The sequence below is a fragment of the Calothrix sp. NIES-3974 genome (assembly GCF_002368395.1).
GTDB lineage: Bacteria > Cyanobacteriota > Cyanobacteriia > Cyanobacteriales > Nostocaceae > NIES-3974.
The window spans coordinates 1,198,282-1,216,900 of record NZ_AP018254.1 but is presented as its reverse complement, the minus strand read 5'-3'; the positions used below and the strand labels follow the sequence as shown (position 1 = coordinate 1,216,900).

Annotated in this window: 9 protein-coding genes, 3 tRNA genes and 2 rRNA genes; 6 read left to right on the top strand and 8 right to left on the bottom strand. The window is 45.3% G+C overall.

The features are described from left to right. The first annotated feature begins 21 nt into the window (after positions 1 to 21). A complete protein-coding gene (locus CDC37_RS04765) occupies positions 22 to 1,371 on the top strand; it encodes an esterase/lipase family protein (RefSeq protein WP_096620719.1) in 1,350 nt (449 codons plus the stop codon). 474 nt (positions 1,372 to 1,845) lie between these two features. On the opposite strand, the gene CDC37_RS04760 is transcribed toward CDC37_RS04765, so the two are convergent. The 3 genes from CDC37_RS04760 to CDC37_RS04750 form a co-directional block, all read right to left on the bottom strand. Next, positions 1,846 to 4,233 (bottom strand): heavy metal translocating P-type ATPase, encoded by a 2,388-nt coding sequence (locus CDC37_RS04760; protein ID WP_096625920.1) that lies wholly within the window; start codon positions 4,231 to 4,233, stop codon positions 1,846 to 1,848. Between the two features lie 99 nt (positions 4,234 to 4,332). Beyond that, on the bottom strand, positions 4,333 to 4,518 hold the full coding sequence (locus tag CDC37_RS04755) for a hypothetical protein (RefSeq protein ID WP_096620718.1): 186 nt from the start codon (positions 4,516 to 4,518) through the stop codon (positions 4,333 to 4,335). 439 nt (positions 4,519 to 4,957) lie between these two features. Further along, positions 4,958 to 5,233, bottom strand: a complete 276-nt coding sequence (locus tag CDC37_RS04750) for a TM2 domain-containing protein (protein ID WP_096620717.1) — start codon at positions 5,231 to 5,233, stop codon at positions 4,958 to 4,960. A 340-nt stretch (positions 5,234 to 5,573) separates the two neighbouring features. Between CDC37_RS04750 and CDC37_RS23985 the strand changes: the two genes are divergently transcribed. Then, a complete protein-coding gene (locus tag CDC37_RS23985) occupies positions 5,574 to 5,786 on the top strand; it encodes a hypothetical protein (RefSeq protein WP_157780648.1) in 213 nt (70 codons plus the stop codon). Positions 5,787 to 6,980: 1,194 nt separating this feature from the next. On the opposite strand, the gene CDC37_RS04740 is transcribed toward CDC37_RS23985, so the two are convergent. The 5 genes from CDC37_RS04740 to glyQ all read right to left on the bottom strand — a co-directional run bounded on the left by CDC37_RS04740 (position 6,981) and on the right by glyQ (position 13,231). Next, positions 6,981 to 8,516 (bottom strand): CPBP family intramembrane glutamic endopeptidase, encoded by a 1,536-nt coding sequence (locus CDC37_RS04740; RefSeq protein ID WP_096620715.1) that lies wholly within the window; start codon positions 8,514 to 8,516, stop codon positions 6,981 to 6,983. Positions 8,517 to 9,288: 772 nt separating this feature from the next. After that, a tRNA-Thr gene (locus CDC37_RS04735) sits at positions 9,289 to 9,360 on the bottom strand. 89 nt (positions 9,361 to 9,449) lie between these two features. After that, positions 9,450 to 11,828, bottom strand: a complete 2,379-nt coding sequence (locus tag CDC37_RS04730; protein ID WP_096620714.1) for a ComEC/Rec2 family competence protein — start codon at positions 11,826 to 11,828, stop codon at positions 9,450 to 9,452. Between the two features lie 4 nt (positions 11,829 to 11,832). Next, positions 11,833 to 12,306: a DUF4079 domain-containing protein gene (locus CDC37_RS04725; RefSeq protein ID WP_096620713.1), complete on the bottom strand. Its 474-nt coding sequence runs from the start codon at positions 12,304 to 12,306 to the stop codon at positions 11,833 to 11,835. A 55-nt stretch (positions 12,307 to 12,361) separates the two neighbouring features. Continuing rightward, the gene (gene glyQ / locus CDC37_RS04720; RefSeq protein WP_096620712.1) at positions 12,362 to 13,231 is read right to left on the bottom strand and encodes a glycine--tRNA ligase subunit alpha; all 870 of its coding nucleotides are present in this window, start codon (positions 13,229 to 13,231) and stop codon (positions 12,362 to 12,364) included. A gap of 369 nt (positions 13,232 to 13,600) precedes the next feature. Between glyQ and CDC37_RS04710 the strand changes: the two genes are divergently transcribed. The 4 genes from CDC37_RS04710 (at position 13,601) to CDC37_RS04695 (ending at position 18,589) form a co-directional block, all read left to right on the top strand. Further along, positions 13,601 to 15,087: ribosomal RNA gene (locus CDC37_RS04710) — 16S ribosomal RNA — on the top strand. A gap of 146 nt (positions 15,088 to 15,233) precedes the next feature. After that, a tRNA-Ile gene (locus tag CDC37_RS04705) sits at positions 15,234 to 15,307 on the top strand. Positions 15,308 to 15,397: 90 nt separating this feature from the next. Beyond that, positions 15,398 to 15,470: transfer RNA gene (locus CDC37_RS04700), tRNA-Ala, on the top strand. Positions 15,471 to 15,700: 230 nt separating this feature from the next. Then, positions 15,701 to 18,589, top strand: a 23S ribosomal RNA gene (locus tag CDC37_RS04695). Together the 16S and 23S rRNA genes with 2 tRNA genes alongside form the textbook arrangement of a ribosomal RNA operon. The last annotated feature ends 30 nt before the right edge of the window (positions 18,590 to 18,619 follow it).

Below are 18,619 nucleotides of genomic sequence, written 5' to 3'. Positions count from 1 at the left end.
AGTTTTTTGTGATTGGTCAATATGGGTAAAAATACGGTTATTCTAATTCATGGGTACGCAGATCGGGGAGAATCATTTCAAGAATGGAGAGATCAACTAATTCAGCGTGGCTACCAAGTGAAATCCCTTAGTTATACTACCCTAAGCGATGAAGTGACAATCAAGGATATAGCCGATGGATTTGAAAGAGCTTTGAATCTACCGGGAGGGTTAGCAGCAGATGAACAATTTGATGCTATTGTTCATTCTACGGGAATGTTGGTAGTTCGGACTTGGTTAACTGCATACCCCAGTCGTCGTCAACGTCTCAAACGCTTAATCGGTCTAGCACCTGCAAATTTTGGTTCTCCATTAGCCCATAGAGCCAACAGTTGGTTCGGTAAAATTATGCAAGGGAATCGGCAAAAGGGTGAAAACTTTTTAGAAATGGGCGATCGCGTTTTAGATGCGTTGGAGTTAGGTAGTAGTTTTACCTGGGATTTAGCTCACCAGGATTTGTCACCCCACTCCAGCACCTCTTTACGGGGAAATCATCCGGATACACCATATATTTTTATTCTCTGCGGCACTAGTGAATATACGGGTTGGAAAAAACTCATTCGTCGCCCCGGTGGTGGTACGGACGGAACGGTACGCTGGGCTGGGTGTGGACTACAGGTGCGAAAGCTGGTAGTGGATTTAACGAAGGAGCAAACAGATACCCATCGGGTCGAGCTTGAAGATGGGGAAATCCCACGAATTTCACCTTTAATTGCGATCGCGGGATTAACCCACCGAGATATATTAAAACATCCTAATCACCAAGTGATCGATTTAGTAGATCAGGCATTACAGGTATCTGATGATACATCTTTTCGGGAGTGGGTGGCAACCAGCGAGGAAAAAACCCAAGCAGAGTGGGAAAAAATCGCCTATTGGCAACAATTTATCATTAATGCCATCGATCAACGGGGTGATGCAATACCAGAATACGAAATTCAACTGATGACCAAACGGGGTGGAAAGCTTGAAGTTATACCAGAATTTAAGTTAGATATGCATATTTATCGACGCGATCGCAGTTTACGCTGTTTTCATGTCAACCTACAACCAATTCTAGAACAGTGTTTAGATAATTTGTGGCTACAGATTTCCACCACGTCGGGTTCGAGTTTAGTGTATTACCACGGATTGGTTTCTCCCAGTGAGGAAATCATCAGCAGCAAAGGAAATTGGAGTGGTGCAATTGATATTTCCAAGTATTTAGAAGCAGCAAAACCCAAGATTTTTACACCCTTGACCACAACTTTAATTGAATTGCGCTTATATCGCCAACCTTTGGAAAATGGGATTGAAGTCAATCATAAAGTGTGTTGGTTTTTGGATAACTAAAGGATTTTGGATTTTGGTCTGCGGTAAAAGTCTTTTTGTGAGGGTAGGGAACAAAGACTCAGTAGAGATGACCCGTCGGTCATCTCTACTGGGAATCGTTTTAATATCGTTTACGCTAATGCTTGCTACATATTAGGGGCTGTAACCGTTGATTATTCTAGTTTCATTCATTGCAAAGTACAAGAGAGTCGATATAATACCATTTCACTCAAATTGCGATACATTTCTTCCCCTGCTCCCGAAACCTGGATTTCTCACGAGTAAGTTGTAAGTCTTGAGTGACGGACTAATTTCCCCTATACTCCCGTCACGGACTATTCCCTATGAGTTTTAGGGTTTTGTGAGAAATGCGGGGAAAGTTCCCCATCAGGTATCAACTCCTAATCAGAACAGTATAAGCGTTGCATGTAGACTACTCCCTGTTCCCCACTTCCTAGAAATTTCCGGGACTTGCACCAAATCTGGATTCAGGTTTTAAACTGTTCCCCGGTGACGTAATAACAAAGAATTAGTGACAACGCTGACGGAACTAAAAGCCATGAAAGCAGCAGCTCCTGCGGGACTAAGGATAAATCCAGTAGTTGGAAATAATACTCCGGCTGCGAGGGGAATACCGAATGTATTATAGGCCAAAGCCCAAAACAGATTTTGACGAATTTTGTTGAAGGTAGCACGACTGAGTTTAATAGCTGCGATCGCATCACTAAGTTTATTTCGGGTCAAAATAATTTCGGCAGCATCGATGGCGATGTCAGAACCCGAAGCGATGGCGATACCAATGTCGGCTTGAGCTAGAGCTGGAGCATCATTAATACCGTCCCCAATCATGGCGACAATTTGTTGCTGGTTTTGGAAGGTTTGGATCAGGTGGGCTTTTTTGGCGGGTGGAACTTCGGCAATAATATTATCGGAACTAATATTTAATTTGCGGGCGATCGCATTCACGGCTGGTTGTTGATCCCCACTCATGATCACCACCTTTAGCCTTTGTTTTTGCAACTGAGCAACGGTGTCAACTGCTTCGGGACGTAATTGGTCATGGGCTGCAATTAAACCCACCAATTCGGTTTCCACAGCCAGATAAATAACGGTTTTCCCGGTTGCTGCTAAGGACACAGATTGTTGCTGTACATCCTTATTTATACCAACACCGTGCCAAGCCATCCATTCCCGATTCCCCACCAATACCTGTTTCCCCTCCACTACTGCGGCCACACCTAAACCGGGTTCAGTATGAAAATTAACTGCTGGTGGTAATACCCCTCCTTGCTGTAGACAAGCCGTTTTGATTGCCTGGGCGAGGGGATGGGATGTTCCCTGTTCCACCGCCGCACCCAGTTGAATTAAGCTGTAGGGGAGGGGAGGGGGACAAAACTCGATACAATCAGTCACCTCTAGTTTACCAGTAGTTAGGGTTCCCGTTTTATCAAACACCACCGTTTGTAACTGGTGAACTTTTTCCAGGACATCTCCACCCTTAATTAAAATACCCTGGGATGCACCTAATCCCGTACCGACAACAATTGCCGTTGGTGTTGCCAATCCCAAGGCACAGGGACAAGCCATCACCAAAACCGCGATCGCAAATTTTAAACTCAACAATAGGGGTGAATTATGTTCAGGAGTATGCGCCATTTGGCTATGGTGCATCATCAGCATTTTTACGGGTACATCCTGCCAAACATGGGCACCGTATACATACCAAAACCCAAAGGTAATTAGGGCTGCGGCGATGACAAAATAGGTAAAATAACCCGCCACCCGGTCAGCAAAATACTGAATTGGAGCTTTACGGGTTTGGGCATTTTCCACCAAAGCAACTATCTGAGCTAAAGTTGTCTCACCCCCGGTGTGAACCGCAGCAACCGCAATTGTCCCCATTTGATTCACAGTTCCAGCCGTCACGCGATCGCCTATTTTTTTTGCCACCGGAATCGACTCTCCCGTTAACATCGACTCATCAACAGTGGTCTGACCATCGATTATTTCCCCATCCACGGGGATTTTTTCCCCCGGTAGCACCTGTAACCATTCCCCCACTTTCACAGCGTTGGCAGGTATTTCCACCACCGTATTAATTGTTAAAGGGGAAACCTTATCCGGGGTGTGTTGCTTGGGTTTGGCGATTAACCGTGCCGTTTGGGGTTGGAGGGCAATCAATTGCTGTAAGGCTCCAACAGCCTTTCTCCTGGCTCTGGCTTCCAGGGTTTTTCCCAACAAAATAAACCCCAGCATCATCACGGGTTCGTCAAAAAAACATTCCCACCCTAAACTGGGAAATAATAAAGCCACCAAACTAGCCAAATAGGCTGTAATCGCTCCCAACCCCACTAGGGTATTCATATTCGGCATTCCCCGACCCAGACTCCGCCAACCATCGACGAGAATAGTCCGACCGGGAAAGGCAATAGTTAGGGTGGCAACACCGCAGTGAAACCAGATATTTCCAATTATCGGTAAATGGGGAGCAAAAACATCACTCAGATGACCAACCACCGACACCGCTAACAACCCACTTGCCATCATTAGGTGTCGGAATAAAACCTCAGATTCATCCCCACCGGACTGGGAACGTTCTCCAATCTGGGAAAAATTTTCCAAATTACGGGGTTGGGAAGGGAATCCAGTCTTGGTTAAATGTAAAGCCAAAGCATCAGCCGTGGTTTGACCATTTTCCACTTCAACCGTTGCCATCTCCGTCGCTAAATTCACACTCACGCGACTCACACCAGGATACTGGCTTAATTCCCGCTCCACAGACCTCACACAACCCGCACACTTCATCCCCCCCACATCTAAAACGATTTTCGAGGTTGGTGGCGATTGGGAAGGGGATACATCGGGTTTAGACAGAATTTGCATAGCGATCCAATTGGCAACAATCAACAACAACTAAATAAAATTTCAGTTGCTATTTTGAGGGTAGACCAAGAAGGCTCTCTATGACATATTGTCAAACATTTAATTTTTCTTTATGTTCAGGGATTTACGTTGTCCCTGTTGCCAGAAATACATCACTGCAAATATCTGCACGGGGATCAAAATTAATTCCCCTTGCCACAGGGTATTTAACTGTAAGTAGGAGACAAAGGAGAAGTAACTAAATCCTGCGATCGCAAAAAGAATTTGTATTAAAGGTTTATTCATAAAATTCAACCAAAGGTGTTGAGAATGGGTTGATTTTCCTATTTGATGCAGAGGGAGTGGGAAGTAGGGAGTTGTGAGTAGTGTCATGATTCGGATTGGAGGGTATCGGGAAAAACCGCTTTCATGGGTTCTGGTGTCCGCATTACATGTAGGTTACTCCCATCATGAACTAATCACTTTCACTAAAAGCTGTTGGTGCGATATGCCGAAGGCATTACCTGGATTTCTCACGAGTAAGTTGTAAGCCTTGAGTAATGGATTGATTTTCCTTCTATTCCCTACTCCCTATTCCCTATTCCCCATGAGTTTTAGGGTTTTGTGAGAAATGCGGGTTAAGCCCCGCTTATCGCATGTCCTGCTACTCCCTACTCCCCACTCCCTGAAAGTTTGTGAGAAATCCGGGCGATGTCTCAAGGCATATCTCCTGTTTCCTAACTCCTCAAAACCAACCCTGTTTCTGAACAAAATAGGTTTCAACAAAGTCTTCATGCTCCTTATTTAAATAGATAATCCCTTCTATTAAACCCACAAGCTGCATAATTAAAAAGGGAATTCCATAGGCAAAAACTAAACCGATCACAGAAACAACTAACATAATTGAAGCTTCCGCATGATAGCCCAATATAAATTTGTGAATTCCAAATCCACCACAGATAATTCCTGCATATCCAGAGAGAAGTTGTTTTGTAGCGTGGCTAGGAGTGAGATTGGCCATGTTTATATCCTTAATTAATATCTAATATAGATAATGTTTTGACAGGGAGAGATGGAGATATCAACTGAGAATTAGAGGATGAAAAAAACAGAATTGACAAATAATTCAGAAACAAATATTGAGGATAAATAAAACTCAATTTAGCTCCATGAAGGTGATAGATAATTCTGTTTGATTAATCCTGAATTTATCCCAGGTGAATGGTAAGTATTGAGTATTGAGTATTGGGTCACATCTCAATTAATAAAATCAAAAAATACCTAATAGAAAACTAGGTAATTGAGCAACCCCAATCCCACCATCCAGATATGAAGGGAATACCAACAGCGTCAGACAAACTTTGTCTGACACCAAAATCATCCCCAAAACCAAATTAATGGTATTATTCCCGATATATTCGGAGCGAGCGAATACCGTAATCGAACCCCACCTAGCAGTTTGCAAACTCGCAGAATTGCACAAGTGGTTTGCTCTCAAAAATTACTTTGCCCTATTCGTCTTTACGGGTTTACCGGTCTATCTTCCGGAATATTTAACCTGCGATACATGTTAATCCCACGGAGATTTTTAATAGAACCTCTTGTTGATTAACAATCGCTGTTGAACTATCAGTGTCAATACCATTTTAAATACACTCTGCGGTTGACTATTTCCTTTCGATGACTAAGCAGAAATGGTCAGCCTTTAAGTGTAAGCAATAGGTACTTTGTTGGTTAATATTATCTATATGGATGAGTCCATGCCTATTTACATAGGACTCCCTTCTTGTCCCTGATAGTTCCCGTATTTAATTTATTTGTTGATGTTTTTGTCCGCTCTCTAATCTGAAAATACGAAGGCTCATTGACACACTACAACTACTTAATACTTATTTTATCTGAAGTTCCATTAAACTAACTATTACTGCTCCATCCGACACCGAAAGAAAGACCATACCACTGGAAAACCCTTGAAAAAACAGTCTATACCAACGGCTAGGATTCAAGAAGCAATAAAGCAATCAGCTAGAGGCTTTGTATGTTGCTTTGCTTGAGTTTAACAAACAATGCTTGTATATCCCGGATGTCTCACAAGTCACTGAATAAGTCTTGAGTGACGGATGAATTTTCCTTCTACTCCCTACTCCCTGTAGGTTTAAGGAGTTTGTGAGAAATACAGGATATGTGGATTTCCGGATAAAACGGTATCAAGCATGGAATCAACAATGAAATCCTAAAAAAACCCTGAATAAGGTTTTTTAGTTCCCATAGGTCAACTCCATTCCCTTGAAGCCAGTTGTATACAGCATTCGCATTCCCTTCTATCTCTAGTTTAACTACCTTTCCCCCACTTGCACAACTTTTTGTTGCTGGATTTAAATGACTTAACCAATAAGCATATGTGCAAAGAAATGAATCCTTGACAACCTTTGCCTATTCTCTAACCAGAGCATTTTTGATTTAGGACTAAATATACGGGTTTTCGACCAATGATGTCTAGCTGCCCCTTGTTACATATTTAACTAAATTTAGTGGGAGTTGTATGTAGTTTAACTAACTTTTAACCACGGCTTTATCTATTTACTTAAACTACCTTAATCGCTTAAATAAATGATGGCATTATTTTAAATCAAAAAAAAAGGATTTTGTCAAGGGGTGTAATATCCTACCCTCAAAAACAAGTGTTCATCGCGAACTTTATTGACTGTACCCTGGGGGAAAGCTGCATCTATAACCGTTAACAGTCAACAATTCCACGAACTGACCACTTACTCACTCCCTAAAACCAATAGGGTCAACATAGTTCCCGTATTCCAGAGTGCATGGACTAACATCGGTGCTAAGAGATTACGCGATCGCGTATACACTATCCCCAGAATCATTCCCAGGGAAAATAGGGGTAATAATTCAGAAATACTTAAGTGAGCCGCAGCAAATATCAAGCTACTTAATCCAATTGCTCCCCAGACGGACATGTAACGGGTCAAGGAAGGTAGTAAAAACCCGCGAAAGAGTAATTCTTCAAACAGGGGAGCAGCGATCGCTGCGGTACTAAAAAACAGGGATAGGGCTAGGGTATCCTTACCTTCTAGGACTAATTGTAGCAGGGGATTACTACCACCTTTTCCTTGCCAAAGTTGTTGATTCAGCAAAGAGATAATCAGAACAACGGGAATCGCTACACAGTAACCACCCACTCCCCAGAGAATCCAATTGCTGCGGAAGCGGAAGCGAAACCAGTCTGATTCCAAAGGGAAGTAGGAGCGAATTGCATTCCAGAGAATAGCGATCGCCGCGAAAGCGACCAATAAATAACTACTAAAAACACGGATAGCTTGACTGCGAACATCATTACCCAGGTGGAAAAACTGTAAAATTGCCGAAACAAGCAAAGGTGCGACAAATTGTCCAACCAGAAAAAAGCCCACCACCAACACTTCCAAGATTGTATATCCATCCCAAGGAGTTGGCCACGGTGTATCACCATATCGAGCAAGTAAAGCCTCCTTTCCCCAACGCACACGTTGAAATAGCAGAAAAACAATTAACCCTAAACCAACTAAACCCATAATATAGGGAGTAATCCCGACCAAAAACAACTTCGTTACCGCATCCTCCGCAGTCTCTTGGATTTGTTGCTGTAGTTGAGTCAGAGCCTCACTTCGTTCTTGCACCTGGTAAAGTTGAGATAAAGCCGTATTCCGAAACCATCCCTGCAAATTAGCCTGAATTAATTCTGCTGAGTCGGGCAATAATAAAGCCGGCTGACTCCACAAACCCTCCAAAACCCTAGCTGTTTTCACCAAATCAAGTCGAACACCAGTTTCTTCTGCCAATTCCCGCCAAATTTTTTGTGCCGATTCTAGATTACCCTGTCGAGCTTCTAAAATCCCCAAATTTAAATCCACCTCCGCCAAAAAATCCCTCTGCTCCCGCAGACTTTTCTCCAGCTGTCTTACAAACTGTCTCACAGCACCAGCAGATTTTTGATTCTCACCAGCAGATAATGCCGGAATTTCTGTTAATATTTTGTTTATATTCGCCCTACTCGTATCACGAGCCTCCCTATAGGTTTGAATCGCTTCATCCACAGACTTTCCACCAAATAGGGCACTAAAAAGCGAATCATCCCCATCCTCAGAACGCAACCTTTCCCATTCTGAAGCCTTTAAAACAATATTGGTTTGATATAAGTCCAGACGATTTTGCACCTGGGGTTCCTGTAACGAACCCAATAAGCTTGAACCAATCACAAGTCCTGCCACCAGTGTTAAAAAAGCCAATATTGCCTGTTTGAAGTTCATTATCACTCCTTACCCATCACCATTACCATCATAATGACATGTATGCTAATTTTGGATAGGCAGGGATAGGCTGAACAATCGGTGGGTGGTAAAAATTTTCGTTGAGATCAGGGAGTAGAGACGACCCTTCGGGTCTTCTGTACGCCGAATGATCGGTTACGTTGCGGTTTTATGTTTAATTGCACTTACCTACCTTACTTGCATCCAAACGTCATTCAGGCTTTTCGGATATTGAAGTAGTGCTTACTTATTAGCTTTGAAGAGTATTTTAAGGTGAATTTCACGGATTTTAAACCAATACAGTTCAGTTAGACTTAAAAGCCTGATTATTGGGTCGGTTGGGTTGAAGAATGTAGAGGTATTAGCCCTCGTGAAATGCGTCCCCACGCGGAGCATCGGGACGAGATCATCACAAAAACTGTGTGAACTTATGGGTTAATTTCCACAAAATCAACAGTCTATGCAAAGCCTCAACCCAACCTACAGTTATCTTTAACACCGAGCATATTGGAATAAACATGATTTTGAAGGATGCGATCGCTAAATTTTCAATGCATAATTGATTCTGGCGCGGAAAACTCAGTGCAAAGGCGAATTTAATACTTCTTGTTCACCTCACTTTTAAGGATAATTACGAGTTGACAAATCTAATTTCACTTCAACTTGTCACGAATGGGTAATGGGTAAAAAATGGGTAAATATTGAGCGATAGGGCTTATTAGGGATAGGCCTATTGCATTGAAACCCTTATGTTGTAGGGGAATGCAATAAAAGCCGGCAGTCGGATTTGAACCGACGACCTTCCGATTACAAGTCGGATGCACTACCACTGTGCTATGCCGGCATGGTTAACATACTTGGAATGCTCAACCAGTTAATAATCCTATCACAGTTTCTCAAAATGTCCATCACTTCGAGCAAATATTTTTGGATCTACAACAGCGAATTGCGATTTTCTGTTGTCTGTATAAAGGGTTGAAAGCTTTCCGTGGGAGTCCATTGAATTGCTCCATCCCGACCAGTAAAAAATATTTTTGTCTGGGTTTGAGATAATTCCGAGAGGGTTTTTGGATCAATATCGGCATTTGTGGTGATTGCAACTTCCGGTTGCAGTGCAAGCACTAATTCCTTCAGTGCAGTGTTCGGACACCACAATACTTGCGGACGGGGTAAGTTGGTTGTTTTTTGAATTTGCTCTAACTCGTTATTTGTATTTCCTACCAGCAGCCAATTTTTCCCTTGGAGTTGCATTTGCAAAATTGGTAATTGATCGTTCAGTATTCGTATCGTCGCTGAACCAGCTTGTACTTGTCCCCCCATAGAAACTTGTTGATAAGCACCCTGATTTGGTCTTTGCTGGGAGTCACTGCGTGAACGTAATTCCTGTTGAATTGCCGCACTGTTCAAAGCGTTCTCTGGATTATTCACAAAATCATAAAATACCCCTACTGGTAAGCGGGAAACAACTTCTAACCATCCATTACTACCATCACCTAAAAAATCCACAGCAACAGCAGTATTAATCCTATTAATCCCCTGATGTCGCAAAAATGGTAGCAATGTAAACCTTCCCGTTCCCTCATCACCACCATTAATGGCTGTGATCCATCCCTTCTCTTGAATAACAATCGCTGGTTCTCCACCAGCAGCTAATACGGTGACTCGAAATAAATTGCTCGCAGTTTGCCATCCCGGAACAAATATCAAGGCAACTACCAGAAATCCAGTCAGTAACCAACGACGCTGCCACCATCTGAATAACCAAGTTAAAATAATTAGTATGTAAATGGCAACCATTTGCAGTGTGGAAATGCTGCCAACAGCCCAATTATTTCCTGGTAAAGCGGCAAAAAACTCAGCTAAACCAATCAGCCAATGGGTTGGATAATACAAAAAACTCGCAACCGCAGCTCCCAAATCAGGTAAAATCATGCTTGCGATCGCACTCACTATTCCCCCTAAACTGGTGATGGAAACTAAAGGTGTTGCCAACACGTTGAGGGGAATGCTGTAAACTGCAATTGTGTGGAAAACGTGTAATAATAAGGGTAAAGTCCAAATTGTGGCGGCGACCGGAACAGAAATTAATGAAGCGATCGCTTCCGGTAACCAACCCATCCTTCTACTAATAGCACTGGCTGTGACAATCAAGCCAAAAGTAGCTAAAAAACTTAACTGAAATCCTAAATTCCAAATCCAAACTGGATTCACCAGCAATAAGATGACAGCGACAACCATCAATCCACTTAACCGCTTCACCTTACGTCCTAATCCCAACGCCAACAAAGCTGCAAACCCCATTAAAGTTGCTCGCAAAACCGATGGTTGAAAGCCTGTCAAAACTGCAAATAATAATAAGGCTACAGAACCACAAAAGATTTGCACACCCCGTCTAGACCGTTTGGTTAAACCTAATACCACACCCAGAATTAAGGAGGTATGGAAACCAGAAGCTGCTAATGTATGGGCTAAACCAACCTCCACAAATACATCCCGTACATCGTGGGGTAAATCCACCGCTCTACTACCCAAAACCATTGCACTTACTATTGGTCCTTCCGGAACCCCCAACCAACGAACCTGCGATCGCGCAATTTGTTCCCGAACTCGCCACCACCCCCATTTTCTCTCTTTATCAATCAAATTGACTTGACGACCACTTAAACCAGCAAAAGCTCCTTCCTGAGCTAAAAATTTTTGCAAATCAAATCCTCCTGGGTTTGCAGCAGCTTTTGGTTGATACAAAACCCCCGTCACCCTCACTTCCTGTCCCGGAACCAAACCCGTTGATTGCAACAAAGGGACGGTTGTATAAACTTTCCCCGTCACCACCTTACTTGCATCACCTTGATTTTGATCCTGCTTGACCTGATCAATTTGATTTGCTTCTAACCAAAATTGTCCCCGTTGACTACGAGTCATCCGGGGAACACTTAAAACCCGACCGCGAACTGTAAATAATTGCTCTTGATTGCTACTATTCCCAGATTGTACAAAATTACTAATATCATTAGCGCTAGGTTGAGGTGTACGCCATTGTAGATAGAAACTTGCAAGAAAACCCACCAAACCCGCAATTAGCCAAATACGGGGATGGGGAAGTTTTGATACAAGCAGTGGTGAAAATTGCGATTTCGCTAGCTGACCGTTTCGCGTCCGACGAGATTGACGAGCCAATACATAAATCCGTCTGACAATAATTGCTGATACCAGTCCGACTAAGAGTAACCAAAACCCACCTCCTGGTAATGCGATCGCCAGCAAACCGAAGATATAGCCCAGCGCAATTACCACACCACTGTTTTGCATCATTTGACTACAAACTCAAACCTAAATTTAGTCCTAAAGCAGCGTGGACAACTAATAGTCCCATTGCCACCGTACCCACATAAGCATGTATAGTTCGCCACACAGTATCCTTATCACCGAATCTAGTGATGGTAATAATTCCATTGAACCCTAAAAATCCTAATGCGATTGTTCCAGTGAGAAAATGGGGACTCTGCAAAATCGGCTGTTGCTGCGTCACCAACGATAATATGCCTCCTGTATAACCGGAAGCCAAAAACAAAAACATCCAGGGAGCCAATTTGCGGTGATCGGTGCGACTTTTAACTGCAACATCTGGTTCAGCAATTCTTGAGCGCCAACCAGCATAGGCAGTGTAACTACCCATCACAAAAATCACAATCCCCATCATCACCGGGTGTCCCCAATGTACAATCGGTTCCGGTATTCCTAAGCTACGAAACCATGCCGCAATCGGCTCCAACAAACTCACCAAATCCACAACTACCTCAGTATATTTTCACAAAAATTTACTATTCAGCCTCCCAGTATAAACCTCATCGCATCAACGGAAAACCCAATCGCTCCCTCTGTTCTACATACAACTGAGCTACCCGACGAGCCAAGTGACGAATACGACCAATATATCGAGTCCGCTCCGTCACCGAAATGACCCCCCTCGCATCCAGTAAATTGAACATGTGGGAACACTTAATCACATAATCTAAACTAGGCATAACTAAACCGCGATCGCCTAACTGTCGTGCCTCCTCTTCATACAAATTAAATAAAGACAGCAACAATTCCGGATTAGAAGCCTCAAAATTGTAAATACATTGTTCTATCTCCCCTTGTAAATGCACATCACCGTAGGTAATTGTATCCGTCCACAGAATCTTCGTAATGGCATCTACCCCCTGTAGATACATGGCTAACCGTTCCAACCCATAGGTGATTTCAATCGACACTGGACGACAATCAATCCCCCCACATTGCTGGAAGTAAGTAAACTGGGTAATCTCCATCCCATCTAACCACACTTCCCAACCCGTACCCCAAGCTCCCACCGTGGCATCTTCCCAATTATCCTCCACAAATCTGACATCGTGTTCCTCCGGACGTATACCTAAAGCACGCAACGAATCCAAATATATCTCCTGAATATTGTCCGGCGAAGGCTTAACTAAAACTTGATACTGATAATAATGTTGAAACCGATTCGGATTCTCTCCATAGCGCCCATCCGTCGGTCGCCTACAAGGCTCGACATATGCCACAGCCCAAGGCTCCGGTCCCAACGCCCTCAAAAAAGTATGGGGATTCTTCGTTCCCGCACCCTTTTCCATATCGTAGGGTTGAGCAATCAAACAACCCTGGGATTCCCGCCAAAACTCATTTAACGTCGCAATAACAGATTGAAAATTCACCTGATTTATCCTTTGCCCACTAAATAAAACTCATCAAACCACAATTTCAAATCGCATAACCCATTGTTGCCCAAACCCGCCTCCCAGCAAAGCCCTCCAGTCAAAAATCACCCCCTCAAAAAAATTTTCCCAAAAGGGTTGACAAAGCAAGGGGGAATAGATAGGATTTATAAGTGCCTGAAACGCAAAGCCAACGCAAGAGAGGCAAGCTTCAGGAAACATCGAACCTAGAAAAAAGAAATAGTTTGAAAGCGAATTAAACCGAAGCCCAACGTTGAGAGAAAATAAAGACGAGGCTGAGGTCTAAAAAAATCAGCCAAAATCAATATAGCAAAAAGAGCTAAAGAAAGCTTGAAATTTTGTGGAGACAAAACGGAGAGTTTGATCCTGGCTCAGGATGAACGCTGGCGGTATGCTTAACACATGCAAGTCGAACGGTCTCTTCGGAGATAGTGGCGGACGGGTGAGTAACGCGTGAGAATCTGGCTCTAGGTCTGGGACAACAGATGGAAACGTCTGCTAATACCGGATGTGCCGAGAGGTGAAAGGCTAGCTGCCTAGAGATGAGCTCGCGTCAGATTAGCTAGTAGGTGGGGTAAAGGCCTACCTAGGCGACGATCTGTAGCTGGTCTGAGAGGACGATCAGCCACACTGGGACTGAGACACGGCCCAGACTCCTACGGGAGGCAGCAGTGGGGAATTTTCCGCAATGGGCGAAAGCCTGACGGAGCAATACCGCGTGAGGGAGGAAGGCTCTTGGGTTGTAAACCTCTTTTCTCAAGGAATAAGAATGAAGGTACTTGAGGAATAAGCATCGGCTAACTCCGTGCCAGCAGCCGCGGTAATACGGAGGATGCAAGCGTTATCCGGAATGATTGGGCGTAAAGCGTCCGTAGGTGGTTTTGTGTGTCTGCTGTTAAAGCGTGCGGCTTAACCGCATAAGGGCGGTGGAAACTACAAGACTAGAGTACGTTCGGGGCAGGGGGAATTCCCAGTGTAGCGGTGAAATGCGTAGAGATTGGGAAGAACACCGGTGGCGAAAGCGCCCTGCTAGGCCGTAACTGACACTGAGGGACGAAAGCTAGGGGAGCGAATGGGATTAGATACCCCAGTAGTCCTAGCCGTAAACGATGGATACTAGGCGTTGGTAGTATCGACCCTACCAGTGCCGTAGCTAACGCGTTAAGTATCCCGCCTGGGGAGTACGCAGGCAACTGTGAAACTCAAAGGAATTGACGGGGGCCCGCACAAGCGGTGGAGTATGTGGTTTAATTCGATGCAACGCGAAGAACCTTACCAGGGTTTGACATGTCGCGAATCTGGTGGAAACACTGGAGTGCCTTCGGGAGCGCGAACACAGGTGGTGCATGGCTGTCGTCAGCTCGTGTCGTGAGATGTTGGGTTAAGTCCCGCAACGAGCGCAACCCTCGTCCTTAGTTGCCAGCCTTAAGTGGGGAACTCTAGGGAGACTGCCGGTGACAAACCGGAGGAAGGTGGGGATGACGTCAAGTCATCATGCCCCTTACATCCTGGGCTACACACGTACTACAATGCTGCGAACAATGGGCAGCAAGCAGGCGACTGCAAGCAAATCTCAGAAATCGTGGCTCAGTTCAGATTGTAGGCTGCAACTCGCCTACATGAAGGAGGAATCGCTAGTAATCACAGGTCAGCATACTGTGGTGAATTCGTTCCCGGGCCTTGTACACACCGCCCGTCACACCATGGAAGCTGGTCACGCCCGAAGTAGTTATCCTAACCATTCGTGGGGGGAAATTCCGAAGGCAGGGCTGGTGACTGGGGTGAAGTCGTAACAAGGTAGCCGTACCGGAAGGTGTGGCTGGATCACCTCCTTTTAGGGAGACCTACCTACTTGTAGATTGGATGGAAAAGCCAACAAACCAATCACAAGCTGGTCAATCCCAGGTCGAGCGTGGGGAATGAGGGAAAATTCAGCTTTCAAACTATAATTAGGTTCGTAACAGAGAGAATTCAGGCGTAGGGGCTATTAGCTCAGGTGGTTAGAGCGCACCCCTGATAAGGGTGAGGTCCCTGGTTCGAGTCCAGGATGGCCCACCTGATGATAATTGGTAATTCGTGATTCATAATTGGTAATTATCTTCTTGCTAATTGCCAATTGGGAATTAGAAATTACAAATTATTCAGGGGGGTTTAGCTCAGTTGGTAGAGCGCCTGCTTTGCAAGCAGGATGTCAGCGGTTCGAGTCCGCTAACCTCCACATTGATTTAATTGAGTATTTTGAGATTCTCAGTTAAATGGGTAAATAAGAGAGAGAAACTTAGCACTGATACAGTGGTGGGAAACCAAGATAAAGTATCAAATGCTGAGTGAAAGCTCAGTAAAAGAACCTTGAAAATTGGATAGAGAAGAAAGCAGTAGTAGTAGAACACAGAGAATCATTGCACAAACTTTGCGATTGTGAAGGGAGAGCAAAGAGTCGAGTGAGAAGGTCAAGCGAGAAAGGGCTGATGGTGGATACCTAGGCACGCAGCGGCGAAGAAGGACGTGGTTACCAACGAAAAGCTCCGGGGAGTTGGAAGCAAACAGAGAGCCGGAGATATCCGAATGGGGGAACCCAGAATACTACCTGTTGAATATATAGACAGGAAAGAGCGAACCTGGCGAATTGAAACATCTTAGTAGCCAGAGGAAAAGAAAACAAAAGTGATTCCCCAAGTAGTGGTGAGCGAACGGGGAGAAGCCCAAACCAAGTTACATGTAACTTGGGGTAGTGGGACTGCGACAAAATCGAATCTGAAGGTTAGACGAAGCATTTGAAAGATGCACCAGAGAAAGTGAAAGTCTTGTAGTCGAAAACTAAACAGATAGAAGCAGTATCCCGAGTAGCATGGAGCACGTGAAATTCCATGTGAATCAGCCGGGACCACCCGGTAAGGCTAAATACGTCTGCGTGACCGATAGCGAAACAGTACCGCGAGGGAAAGGTGAAAAGAACCCCGGGAGGGGAGTGAAATAGAACATGAAACCATCAGCCTACAAGCAGTTAGAGCACGATTAAACGTGTGATAGCGTGCCTGTTGAAGAATGAGCCGGCGAGTTATAGGTACTGGTAGGTTAAGACGGGAATGTCAGAGCCAAAGCGAAAGCGAGTTTGAAAAGAGCGAAAATCAGTATTTATAGACCCGAACCCTGGCGATCTAACCATGTCCAGGATGAAGCAAGGGTGACACCTTGTGGAGGTCCGAACCGACCAATGTTGAAAAATTGGCGGATGAGGTGTGGTTAGGGGTGAAATGCCAATCGAGCCAGGAGCTAGCTGGTTCTCCCCGAAATGTGTTGAGGCGCAGCGGTTAGGAATATCACTTGGGGGTAAAGCACTGTTTCGGTGCGGGCTGGGAGACCGGTACCAAATCGAGACAAACTCAGAATACCAAGTTAACACCTAGCCAGTGAGACGGTGGGGGATAAGCTTCATCGTCAAGAGGGAAACAGCCCAGACCGCCAGCTAATGGTCCCAAAATCTACGTTAAGTGGCAAAGGAGGTGGGAGTGCATAGACAACCAGGAGGTTTGCCTAGAAGCAGCCACCCTTGAAAGAGTGCGTAATAGCTCACTGGTCAAGCGCTCCTGCGCCGAAAATGAACGGGACTAAACGTAGTACCGAAGCTGCGGACTTAGAAATAAGTGGTAGGGGAGCGTTCTGTAGTAGGGAGAAGCTGTAGCGGCAAGCAGCAGTGGACGAAACAGAAGTGAGAATGTCGGCTTGAGTAGCGCAAATATTGGTGAGAATCCAATACCCCGAAACCCCAAGGGTTCCAGAGGCAGGTTCGTCCACTCTGGGTAAGTCGGGACCTAAGGCGAGGCCGAACGGCGTAGTCGATGGATAACGGGTTAAGAATCCCGTACTTGGATGTAATTGTAGCGAGGGACGGAGAAGGCGAGTGTCAGCCGGATGTTGGTTACCGGCTCAACCATTAAGTTGGAGAGAGACGGAGAAAACGTCTTGAGATGAGATGGGAGTACGAGATTCTACGGAATCGAAGTGGCATAGTCAGGCTTCCAAGAAAAGCTCGAACTACGGAAATTGCATTTGACCCGTACCCGAAACCGACACAGGTGGGGAGGTAGAGGATACCGAGGGGCGCGAGATAACTCTCTCTAAGGAACTCGGCAAAATGGCCCCGTAACTTCGGAAGAAGGGGTGCCCAAGGTAGAACTTGGGTCGCAGTGAAGAGGTCCAGGCGACTGTTTACCAAAAACACAGGTCTCCGCGAAGTGAAATCACGCAGTATGGGGGCTGACGCCTGCCCAGTGCCGGAAGGTTAAGGAAGTTGGTCAGGCTTTCGGGCTGAAGCTGACGACCGAAGCCCCGGTGAACGGCGGCCGTAACTATAACGGTCCTAAGGTAGCGAAATTCCTTGTCGGGTAAGTTCCGACCCGCACGAAAGGCGTAACGATCTGGACGGTGTCTCAGAGAGAGACTCGGCGAAATAGGATTGTCTGTGAAGATACGGACTACCTGCACCTGGACAGAAAGACCCTATGAAGCTTTACTGTAGCCTGGAATTGGGTTCGGGCTTGGCGTGCGCAGGATAGGTGGGAGGCGAAGAGATATTCCTTGTGGGGAGTATGGAGCCAACGGTGAGATACCACTCTCGCGAAGCTAGAATTCTAACCATCTCCCGTGAGCCGGGAGTGGGACGGTTTCAGGTGGGCAGTTTGACTGGGGCGGTCGCCTCCTAAATGGTAACGGAGGCGCGCAAAGGTTCCCTCAGCACGGTTGGAAATCGTGCGGCGAGTGTAAAGGCATGAAGGGAGCTTGACTGCAAGACCCACAAGTCGAGCAGGTACGAAAGTAGGTCTTAGTGATCCGACGGCTCAGAGTGGAATGGCCGTCGCTCAACGGATAAAAGTTACTCTAGGGATAACAGGCTGATCTCCCCCAAGAGTCCACATCGACGGGGAGGTTTGGCACCTCGATGTCGGCTCATCGCAACCTGGGGCGGAAGTACGTCCCAAGGGTTGGGCTGTTCGCCCATTAAAGCGGTACGTGAGCTGGGTTCAGAACGTCGTGAGACAGTTCGGTCCATATCCGGTGCAGGCGTTAGAACATTGAGAGGAGTCTTCCTTAGTACGAGAGGACCGGGAAGAACGAACCTCTGGTGTACCAGTTATCGTGCCAACGGTAAACGCTGGGTAGCCATGTTCGGAGCGGATAACCGCTGAAAGCATCTAAGTGGGAAGCCCACCTCAAGATGAGTGTTCTCATCCCAATTTGGGAGTAAGGTTACACATAGAACATGTGTTGATAGGCTTTCGGTGGAAGTGTGGCAACATATGAAGCCTAGAAGTACTAACAAACCGAGGGCTTGACCTTTTGACTACTACTAATACTAATCTCTATCCA